The sequence below is a fragment of the Burkholderia sp. Ax-1720 genome (assembly GCF_011753035.1).
Taxonomy (GTDB): Bacteria; Pseudomonadota; Gammaproteobacteria; order Burkholderiales; family Burkholderiaceae; genus Burkholderia; species Burkholderia gladioli.
In genome coordinates this window covers 1-9,251 of the sequence record NZ_VWWK01000229.1, presented here as the reverse complement: position 1 = coordinate 9,251, position 9,251 = coordinate 1, and the positions used below count along the sequence as shown (strand labels likewise).

8 protein-coding genes and 1 pseudogene are annotated in these 9,251 nt (G+C 71.7%); 4 read left to right on the top strand and 5 right to left on the bottom strand.

Annotation, left to right across the window (positions count from 1 at the left end; genetic code table 11):
- Positions 1 to 198: pseudogene (locus F3J18_RS38365) on the bottom strand (MFS transporter); the annotation flags it as partial.
- A 544-nt stretch (positions 199 to 742) separates the two neighbouring features.
- On the opposite strand from F3J18_RS38365, the gene F3J18_RS33340 reads away from it, so the two are divergent.
- Positions 743 to 1,654, top strand: coding sequence for a LysR family transcriptional regulator (locus tag F3J18_RS33340; protein ID WP_166916368.1), 912 nt, complete (start codon positions 743 to 745; stop codon positions 1,652 to 1,654).
- On the opposite strand, the gene F3J18_RS38360 is transcribed toward F3J18_RS33340, so the two are convergent.
- On the bottom strand, positions 1,614 to 1,820 hold the full coding sequence (locus tag F3J18_RS38360; protein ID WP_240154842.1) for a hypothetical protein: 207 nt from the start codon (positions 1,818 to 1,820) through the stop codon (positions 1,614 to 1,616). The genes F3J18_RS33340 and F3J18_RS38360 overlap by 41 nt on opposite strands.
- A gap of 123 nt (positions 1,821 to 1,943) precedes the next feature.
- Here F3J18_RS38360 and F3J18_RS33330 point away from each other — a divergent pair, with 123 nt between their 5' ends.
- The 3 genes from F3J18_RS33330 to F3J18_RS33320 are packed head-to-tail and all read left to right on the top strand — an operon-like array spanning position 1,944 to position 5,019.
- On the top strand, positions 1,944 to 3,083 hold the full coding sequence (locus F3J18_RS33330; protein ID WP_166916366.1) for a carbon-nitrogen hydrolase family protein: 1,140 nt from the start codon (positions 1,944 to 1,946) through the stop codon (positions 3,081 to 3,083).
- The gene (locus F3J18_RS33325; protein WP_166916364.1) at positions 3,080 to 4,114 is read left to right on the top strand and encodes a threonine aldolase family protein; all 1,035 of its coding nucleotides are present in this window, start codon (positions 3,080 to 3,082) and stop codon (positions 4,112 to 4,114) included. Before F3J18_RS33330 ends, F3J18_RS33325 begins: the two co-directional genes overlap by 4 nt.
- Complete coding sequence (locus F3J18_RS33320) at positions 4,111 to 5,019, top strand: PhzF family phenazine biosynthesis protein (RefSeq protein WP_166916362.1); 909 nt, start codon at positions 4,111 to 4,113, stop codon at positions 5,017 to 5,019. Before F3J18_RS33325 ends, F3J18_RS33320 begins: the two co-directional genes overlap by 4 nt.
- Positions 5,020 to 5,047: 28 nt before the next feature.
- Here F3J18_RS33320 and F3J18_RS33315 read toward each other — a convergent pair whose 3' ends face one another.
- The 3 genes from F3J18_RS33315 to F3J18_RS33305 all read right to left on the bottom strand — a co-directional run bounded on the left by F3J18_RS33315 (position 5,048) and on the right by F3J18_RS33305 (position 8,925).
- Entirely contained in the window at positions 5,048 to 6,559 is a 1,512-nt protein-coding gene (locus F3J18_RS33315; protein WP_240154821.1) for a PLP-dependent aminotransferase family protein, read from the bottom strand.
- Between the two features lie 157 nt (positions 6,560 to 6,716).
- Complete coding sequence (locus F3J18_RS33310; protein ID WP_166916359.1) at positions 6,717 to 7,466, bottom strand: sulfite exporter TauE/SafE family protein; 750 nt, start codon at positions 7,464 to 7,466, stop codon at positions 6,717 to 6,719.
- A 295-nt stretch (positions 7,467 to 7,761) separates the two neighbouring features.
- A complete protein-coding gene (locus F3J18_RS33305) occupies positions 7,762 to 8,925 on the bottom strand; it encodes a porin (protein ID WP_025099488.1) in 1,164 nt (387 codons plus the stop codon).
- Positions 8,926 to 9,251 lie beyond the last annotated feature (326 nt).

The following is a 9,251-nucleotide window of genomic DNA, read 5'->3' as shown; positions in this document are numbered from 1 at the left end:
CACGAGCTGCTTCGGGTAAGCCAGCGCGAGCGCGCAGCCCACCAGCATGCAGACCGCGAAGCCGTACAGGCCGGCGCTCTGGGTATGGAAGGTGTCGCGCAGCCAGCCGATGAAGTAGGTGCTGCCGGCGGCCGCGCACAAGGCCGCGATCGCGGCGGCGCGCGCGGCGCCTCGGAACATCGTCTGCCTGGGGTTCATGCGGTGGAATTCATGTCTGGCGAGGATCTCGGTCCTGGGGCCGCCAAGCTTCTCAAAATTGGCGGCCCAGACCTGTAACCGGATGCAAGCAAGCATGACAAATTGCGGCGGCGGCCCGGCGCCGCGCGTATCGTTCGGGAATGCCCCGCAACCGAGCCGAGCGCTATGGGCCGGACGGCGTCGAATACCGGGTCGGCCGCAAGTGAGGCCGTGGCGGCGCGCTCAGCCGAGCCGCTCGAGCAGCGTGTGCCAGGCCGTCGCCAGGCCGATGCAGAGCATCAGGATATGCAGCGCGAGCTTGAGCGAAACGAACCAGTCGGGACCGACCTGCATACCCACCTCCTGGCATGGACGGAAAACGAGGAAAGCCCGTGGCCGGGCCATGAGGCGCATGATCGGCGAGCGCGGCCGCGCCGACCATGCGGATCTGTCGAAGCGATCCTCAGGCAATGACTGACGCCCGCGCCGCGCGAAGCCTGCTACCGTATCGCCGGCCGCGGCGCGTCGCGCCCGACGGCCGCCCCTCCCCGCAACGGAACCCCACATGCGATTCGATCTCACCGACCTGCGCCTGTTCCTGAACGTCTGTCAGGCGGGCAGCATCACCGGCGGCGCCGAGCGCACCCACATCACACTGCAATCGGCCAGCGAGCGGATCCGCGGCATGGAGGACGCGCTCGGCGTGCCGCTGCTGCACCGCACGAAGAGCGGCACCCTGCCGACCGACGCGGGCCGCTCGCTCGAGCACCACGCGCGCACCGTGCTGCAGCAGATCGACCAGATGCACGGCGAGCTGCAGCAATACGGCGACGGCCTGCGCGGCCGGATCCGCCTGCTCTGCAACACCGCTTCGCTCAGCGAGTACCTGCCCGACGCGCTCGCGGCCTACCTGCCGCGCCATCCGCGCATGTCGGTCAGCGTCGAGGAGCGCTCCAGCGAGGAGATCGTCCACGCGATCCGCAGCCGCACCGCCGAGGTCGGCATCGTCGCCGATTCGGTCGGGCTGGAGGGGCTGGAACAGAAGCCGTTCCGCGAGGACTGGCTGCTGGTGGTCGCCGCGGCCGGGGATCCGCTGGCGCGGCGCGGCTCGGTGTCGTTCGACGAGATCGTCGACGCGGAATTCATCGGCCTGACCGAAGGCAGCGCCCTGCACGTGCACCTGGCCGACCAGGCCCGCGCGCTCGGCAAGCGCATCACCTACCGCGCCCAGTTGCGCAGCTTCGACGCGATCTGCCGCGTGATCGAGAGCGGGGTCGGGATCGGCGTGGTGTCGCGCCATGCCGCGCAGCGCGCGATGGCCAGCATGAAGCTGGCCACCGTCGAGCTGACCGACGCCTGGGCCTACCGGCGGCTGGTGCTCTGCGCGCGCGATTTCGAGGCACTGCCGAAATACACGCGCGAGTTCGTCGATTTTCTCAGCGAGGGCGGCCCGGCGGAAGAACCGGCGGGCGGCTGAGCCGCCCGGTCGAGCCGCTGATCGAGCGGCTGATCGAGCGGCTGATCGAGCGGCTGATCGAGCGGCTGACCGAGCGGCTGATCGAGCGGCTGATCGAGCGGCTGATCGAGCGGTTGACCGAGCGGTTGACCGAGCGGTTGACCGAGCGGCCGACTGCATGGCTCATCGAGCAAGCTCGGCGAGCGGCCCGCCCCGCCGCCCTGTTCCAGTGGAATCGCCGGGCTCTGTGCATCGACACGCCGCGGCGGCGCGCCCGACAATGGCCGCTCCCTCGTCACTCCCGTCGATCATGAATTCCTACCCGGCATTTCGCGCGGCCGCCTGCCATGTCGCGCCCTGTTACTTCGATACGCCGCGCACCGTCGACAAGGCCTGCGCGCTGATCGCCGAGGCCGCCGCCAACGGCGCCGCCCTGGTGGCCTTCCCGGAAGCCTTCGTGTCGGCCTTCCCGGTCTGGTCGGGCGTGTTCGCGCCGGTCGACGTGCATCCCTTCTTCGAACGCCTGGCCGCCAGCGCGATCCGCGTGCCCGGCCCCGAGGTGCGGCAGTTGCAGGAAGCCGCGCGCCGCCACGGCGTGATCGTCTCGATCGGCATCAACGAAGGCACGCATGTCAGCCCCGCCTGCATCTGGGACAGCAACCTGCTGATCGGCGCGGACGGCCGCCTGCTGAACCGCCATCGCAAGCTGGTGCCGACCTACTGGGAGAAGCTGACCTGGGCCAACGGCGACGGCAGCGGCCTGCGCGTGGTGGATACGCCGCTGGGCCGGATCGGCGCGCTGGTGTGCGGCGAGAACACCAATTCGCTGGCGCGCTTCGCGCTGCTGGCGCAGGGCGAGAACGTCCATATCTCCTCGTTCTCGCCGCGCTGGCCGACCCACCCGCCCGGCGAGGGCGGCTACGACCTGGAGGCCGCGATCCGGCTGCGCGCGGGCGCCCATGCCTTCGAGGGCAAGCTGTTCAACATCGTCGCCTCGGGCTTCCTGCCGCCGGAGGCGATCGACCTGATCGCGCGCGACGACGCCCGCGCGCGGCGCCTGCTGGAGGAGTCGCCCAAGAGCGTGTCGATGATCTTCGGGCCGAACGGCACGGTGATCAGCGAGGTGCTGCGCGACGAGGAAGGCATCGTCTATGCCGATATCGACCTGGCCCGCTGCGTGGTGCCCAAGCAGTTCCAGGACGTGGTGGGCTACTACAACCGCTTCGACGTGTTCGAGCTGCGCGTGAACCGCCGCGCGCTGGCGCCGGCCAGCTTCCACGACGGCTTCGACGGCTTGGCGAGCGTCGCTGGCGCATCGGGCGCGGCCGACGAGGCGCTGTATGCGCCCTTCGTGCCGGATGCTGCGCCGGACGTCGCGGCGGGTACCGAGACAGGTACCGAGCCAGATGCCGGCGCCGGTGCCGCCTGGCCCGCCGAGGCGGCGCGATGATCGATCTCTACAGCGATACCCAGACGCGCCCCACCGCGGCGATGCGCGCGGCGATGGCCGCCGCGCCGGTCGGCGACGAGCAGGCCGACGAGGACCCGACCACGCGCGCGCTCTGCGAACGCGTGGCCGCCCTGCTCGGCTGCGAGGCGGCGGTGTTCATGCCGTCGGGCACCATGTGCAACCTGGTCGCCACCCTGGTCCACACGCGTCCCGGCGACGAGCTGATCGCCGACGCCGGCGCCCATATCTGCGCGACCGAGGCGGCCGGCGCCTCGGCCATCGCGGGCGTGGCGGTCGCGCCGCTGGTCACGCGCAACGGCATCTTCACGGCCGAGCAGTGCCGCGCCGCGATCCGCGCGCCCTCGCGCACCGCGCCGCGCTCGGCGATGGTGTCGATCGAGCAGACCACCAATTTCAGCGGCGGCGCGATCTGGCCGCTCGACACGCTGCGCGCGGTACGCGACGTGGCGCATGAAGCCGGCCTCGTCGCGCACCTGGACGGCGCGCGCCTGCTGAACGCCTCGGTCGCCACCGGCATCGCCGCCGCCACCTACGCGCAAGGCTGGGACAGCGCCTGGCTCGACTTCAGCAAGGGGCTGGGCTGCCCGGTCGGCGCGGTGCTGGCCGGCAGCGCGCGCTTCGTGCGCGAGGCCTGGACCTGGAAATACCGGCTCGGCGGCGCGATGCGCCAGTCGGGGATCCTCGCGGCGGCGGCGCTGCATGCGCTCGACCATCACGTCGAGCAGCTCGCCGACGATCACGCGCATGCGGCGCTGATCGCGGCGCGCCTGGCGGCCGCGCCCGGCCTTCGGCTGGAGGCCGATCCACCAACCAATATCCTGCTGTTCGCGCTGCCAGGGTTGCCGATCGGCGCGCGTGCCTTCGCCGAGCGCGCGCTCGCGCGCGGCGTGCGGATTCGCGCGCTCGACGACACGCGGATCCGCGTCACCACGCATCTCGACGTGAGCCGTGAGGATTGCGAACGGGCTGGCGAATTGCTCGCGGAACTCGCCGAGGAGGCCGCGTCGTGAACGCCACGCTGTTTCTCGTCGACGTGTTCACGCGGCGCGCGCTGCTCGGCAATCCGGTCGCCGTGGTACTGCCCGACGCGATGCCCGACGCGGCGCGCATGCAGGCGCTGGCCGCGTGGAACGGCATGCCCGAAACGGTGTTCGCGATGCCGGCGCCGGATGGCGAGGCAGCGCGCGGCGGCGCGGACTACCACGTGCGGATCTGGTCGCCCCGGCGCGAGCTGCCCTTCGCCGGCCATCCCTCGATCGGCACCGCGCGGGCGCTGCTCGCCGCCGGGCTGGTGACACCGCACGTGGGCAGGCTGGTGCAGCAGAGCCCTCATGGGCAGGTGACGATGCGCGTCGATGACGGCGATGACGGCGATGACGGCGATGACGGCAGGATCTGGTTCGAGACGCCCGAACCGCGTATCGAGCCGCTCGATGCGCAAGGCGCGCGCGAGGTGCTCGGTGCGCTCGGCTCGAGCGGCCGACACGCTGACATGGCCTGCGTGGCGGCCGGCGCGCGCTGGCTGGTGGTCTGGTTCGAATCGGCGGAAAGGCTCGACGCGCTGGCGCCCGAGCTGGATGCCATCGAGCAGCTGAGCCGGCGCCATGAGGTGTCGGGCATCACGGCGGTGGCGCCCGGCCGGCACGGCGCGGCCGATTTCGAACTGCGCTCGTTCGGCCCGGCGATCGGCGTCGACGAGGATGCCGCCTGCGGCGGCGGCAATGCCTGCGCGGCCGCGATGCTGGCGGCCAAGGGGCGATGGCCGGCGCGTGGCGACAGCATGGTCGCGACGGCGTCCCAAGGCCGCCATCTCGGCCGCGACGCGAGTCTCTTCTGGCGCCGCGCCGAGGATGGGCCGCGCTTCGAGATCGGCGGTCATGCGGTGCTCGTCTCGCGCGGCGCGCTGAGCCTCTGAGTGCCCGGCGGCGCGGGCGCGTGAAGAACTAGCCCGCCATCTCCCCGATCAGCGCGGCCAGCCGCGTGAGCGCCGCGCGCCGCGTTTCGTCGAGCGGGTAGCCGCAATTGAGCCGGATCCGGTCGTCATACACGCGCTCGGGCGCGAACAGCGTGCCGGGCGCGAAGGCGATCCCCTCGCGGCCCGCGCGCCGCGCCAACGCCTCCGACGACACCCGTTCCGGCAGCCCCACCCACAACAGGTAACCGCCTTCCGGCGCCTCCACCAGCGTGCCTTCCGGCACGCGAGCACGCAGGTGCTCGACCGTCTCGTCGACCTGCGCGCGGCAACGCGCCCGCAGCCGCCGCAGATGATGCCGGTAGCCGCCGCCGTCGAGGAACTGCCCGACGGCCTCCTGGATGATCAGCGGCTGGCCGACGCTCATGGTGCGCTTCAACTCGACGATCTCGCGGTGGAAACGCCCGCCGCTGACCCAGCCGAGCCGCAGCCCCGGCGCCAGCGTCTTCGACAGCGAACTGCAGAGCAGCACGTTGCCGTCGCGGTCGTAGGACTTGGCCGCGCGTTGCACGGACTCGAAATGCAGGTCGCTGAAGGTGGCGTCCTCGATCAGCGGGATCGCGCGCGCCGCCAGCAAGGTGACCAGCGCGGCGCGCGTCGGGTCGCCCAGGCTCGCGCCGGTGGGATTGCTGACCGCCGTCGACAACAGGCAGGCGCCGATGCGCCGTTCGCCGGCGAGCCGCTCGATCTCGGCCAGCGCCTCGCCGGCGCGGCCGTCGAAGCGGATCGGCAGGGGCTGCATGCCGAGCCGCGCCAGCGTCGAGAGGAAGCCGTAATAGGCCGGCGATTCGACGATCACCGCATCGCCGGGCCGCGCCACCGTCTGCAAGCACAGGCCGAAGGCCTCGACGCAGCCGTTGGTGACCAGCACCTCGTCGGCGCCGAAGTGGCAATTCCAGTTCGCCGCATGCGAGGCCAGGCTGGCGCGCAAGCGCTCGGCGCCGGGCGAGAACGACACCGCGGCGAGCAGCCCGCCGTGGCGCCGCGCCGTGGAGGCGATGCTGCGCGCCAGCGCCTCGACCGGGAACAGCGCCTCGCCGCACAAGGCGGTGCCGAACGAGACCACGCCGGGGCGGCCTTCCATGTCGCCGAGCGCGATGGGGTCGAGCGCGTCGTGCTCGAGTCCGTCATCGCCGAGCCGCGTGGGATCGACGCCGGGCCAGGGCGCGGCGCCCTGGCCGGCCACCTCGCTCACGCTCGTCGCGACCTGCCGCGGTTCGCCCGCCGGGCCGCTGACGAAATAACCCTGCTTCGGCCGGCTCTCGATCAGGCGCCGATCCTCGAGCGCCCGGTAGGCGGCCAGCACCGTGGTGACGCTGACCGAGCGGCTGCGCGCCAGCTCGCGCACCGAGGGCAGGCGCTGCCCGGCGCTCCAGAGGCCGGCCCCGATCTCGCCGGCCAGATGCTCGGCGAGCGCGCGGTGCAGGACCTGCGGGGTATCGCGGGCGGAATCGTCGGGGCGAGGCTTGGTGTGATGTCCCATGTATCTCGGCGGCGCGCGCGGCGCGATGAAGTCGGCGGCGGCAGCCTGCCATGATGCGCCCGCGAGCACGGGCGCCGACAAGGATGCGGGGTTTTCGCCGGACCGGCAACCGGCTTCAGGCAACCGGCTTCAGGCAACCGGCCTCAGGCAAGCCGCCTCAAGCATGCGCGGGCGCGATCGCCATGTAGAGCCCGAGCACCACCAGCCCCGCGAAGAACACGCGGCGGAAAGCGCGCTCGCCCACCCGGCCGCGCAGCACCTGGCCGCCCGCCATGCCGAGCAGCGCCGGCACCAGCGCGAACGCCGACATGCCGAAGTCGACCGGCTGCAGGCTGGCGCTCCAGGCCAGTTGCGCGGCCAGCGCCAGGGTCGAGGCGGTGAAGGACAGCCCGAGCGCCTGCACCAGTTCGTCCTTGCCGAGCTGCAGCGCCTGCAGGTAAGGCACGGCCGGCATCACGAACACGCCGGTGGCGGCCGTCACCGCGCCCGTCAGGTAGCCGACCAGCGGCGACAGCCAGCGCTCGTGGCGGCCCGGCGCCGGCAGGCGCGCGGCGGCCAGGCCCCACAGGCCGTACAGCGCGACCACCGCACCGAGCGCGTCGCGAGTCCACGGGGCGGCATGCGCCAGCGACGGCAGGCCGCCGGCGAAGGTGCCGAGCGCGAGCCCGGCGAGCAGCGTGGCCAGGCGCCGGGCCAGCGCGCCGAACGCGGGGCCGCGCAGCAGTTGCCAGACATTGGTGACCAGCGAGGGCACCACCAGCAGGCTGGCGGCCGCGGCGGGCGGCATCGCCAGCGTCAGCAGGCCCATCGCGATGGTCGGCAGGCCCAGCCCGATCATGCCCTTCACCACCCCGGCCAGGGCGAATACCGCGACGACGACCGCGAGCGTCGAACCATCATCGATCATGGAACATCCTGCGCAGGGATTGGGTTTTCAAGGGACGAATGCCGCGATGGTGAGGGCATCGCCACGGCCCGGCCATCTGGTTTTGCCTGAGCCTGGCTCGGGTAGGCTGGGCGGCCGGCTTGCTGGACCTGATCGGCCGGCGCGCAGCGCCGTTGGCGGTGGCTTGGCGCGGCAGACCGTTAGTTGCGATCGAGATGAAAACAAAAACGCGTCTCCGGAACGACGCGTCAGAGGAAAGGGAAATCGGCGCGGCAAGCGGCGAACGGCGCCGGCCGGCGCCCCGCCGCCTTCCGGATCAGAACTTGTGCCGGATCGCCGCGCGCACCGAGAACTGGCTCGACGAGGCCGAGGGGCCGTCGGTGCCGACCAGGTAGGCGCCGTCGAACACGCTGCCCGAGGCGCCGCCGCCCACGCGCTGCCAGGCGCCCTGCAGGTAGACGTCGGTCTGTTTGGACAGGCTGTAGTCGGCCATCAGCCCGACCGTGTGGTAGTGCGGCTTGGCGCTGCCGTCGGCCGCGTCGAAGGTGCCGCTGGTGTAGGTGTATTGCGCGCCGACGAAGAAGGCCGGCGTGAGCTGGTACTTGCCGTTGATCTCGAAGTTGTCGAATTTGGTGGCGGTCAGCCCGAGCCCCGACAGCGTGCCCGAGGGCAGGTAGGCGGTGGCGACCGGGTTCTTCAGGTCGGTCTTGGTGTAGACGAAGCCGACCGTGGTCTCGCCGAAGGTGTAGTTCACGCCGCCGCCGAAGATGCGCAGGCGATCGGCGGTGAAGTTGGCGTCGTTGCTCGCCACCGCGCCGTCGGCCGTGCGGCCGGGGTTGTCGGCCTGCAGATAGGCCGCGCCGACCTGCAGGCCGCCGAACGCGTAACGCGCCCCGGCGCTGTACTGGCGATTGTTGGCGAAGCCGGTCTCGTTGCTGAAGCTGTAGACGCCGCCGAAGCTCAGGCCGCCGAAATCGGGGCTGGCGTACTTGACGGCATTGTTGGCGCGCACCGTGTTGTCGGCGTTGTCGTTGTCGAACGGATGCGACATCAGCATGCCGCCCCAACTGCCGGCCGCCGTCATCGGCGCGAGGTAGTCGACCACCGAGTCGTATTGGCGGCCGAAGCTCAGCGCGCCGTATTGCGCGTGGGTGAGCCCGACGAAGGCCTGGCGGCCGAACATCCGGCCGCCGTCGCTGAGCGTGCCGTTGCTGAGGTCGAAACCGTTCTCGAGCGCGAAGATCGCCTTCAGGCCGCCGCCCAGGTCCTCGGCGCCGCGCAGGCCCCAGCTGCTGCGCTGGGCAAAGCCGCTGGCCAGCGCATAGACGCTGCGGTTGGTGCCGTTCACGCCGACATTGTTCGTATAGTTGACGCCTTCGTCGATCACGCCGTAGAGCGTGACGCTGGACTGCGCCCAGGCGGGTGCGGCCAGCGCCATTGCAACGGCAGCGGCGGCGGCGGGCAGCAGGAACTTGTTCATCGTCGACAGTCTCCGAACCGGAAAACTGGAATGCCCGCCGGAGCGCTCGACGCGGGCGTCGTCCGTTGGACCTCGAGTTGGCGATGCGCGGCCCGGTCGGCACGCCGGCTGCGCGAATCACGGAGCAAAGTGTGTCACGGCCGAATCTCGCCGTCCACGTCGTTCGGGGCGGCAAACGTGGTCGTTGCGCATTACCAACTCGGGCTTGCGCAAGCGCTTCGGCCCGGCTTGCGCAACGCTTGCCGCGCCCTTTCGGGCAAGCGCCCGGAAGGGCCGCCGGGGGCGCCCGCGCGGGCTGCCGGCGCGGCCCCGCGCGAGTCGCAGCG

Coding starts and splice junctions, on each gene's coding strand:
- F3J18_RS33340 (WP_166916368.1), top strand. CDS start 743: ATGCGATTCGATCTCACCGACCTGCGCCTGTTCCTGAACGTCTGTCAG.
- F3J18_RS38360 (WP_240154842.1), bottom strand. CDS start 1,820: ATGAGCCATGCAGTCGGCCGCTCGGTCAACCGCTCGGTCAACCGCTCG.
- F3J18_RS33330 (WP_166916366.1), top strand. CDS start 1,944: ATGAATTCCTACCCGGCATTTCGCGCGGCCGCCTGCCATGTCGCGCCC.
- F3J18_RS33325 (WP_166916364.1), top strand. CDS start 3,080: ATGATCGATCTCTACAGCGATACCCAGACGCGCCCCACCGCGGCGATG.
- F3J18_RS33315 (WP_240154821.1), bottom strand. CDS start 6,559: ATGGGACATCACACCAAGCCTCGCCCCGACGATTCCGCCCGCGATACC.
- F3J18_RS33310 (WP_166916359.1), bottom strand. CDS start 7,466: ATGATCGATGATGGTTCGACGCTCGCGGTCGTCGTCGCGGTATTCGCC.
- F3J18_RS33305 (WP_025099488.1), bottom strand. CDS start 8,925: ATGAACAAGTTCCTGCTGCCCGCCGCCGCCGCTGCCGTTGCAATGGCG.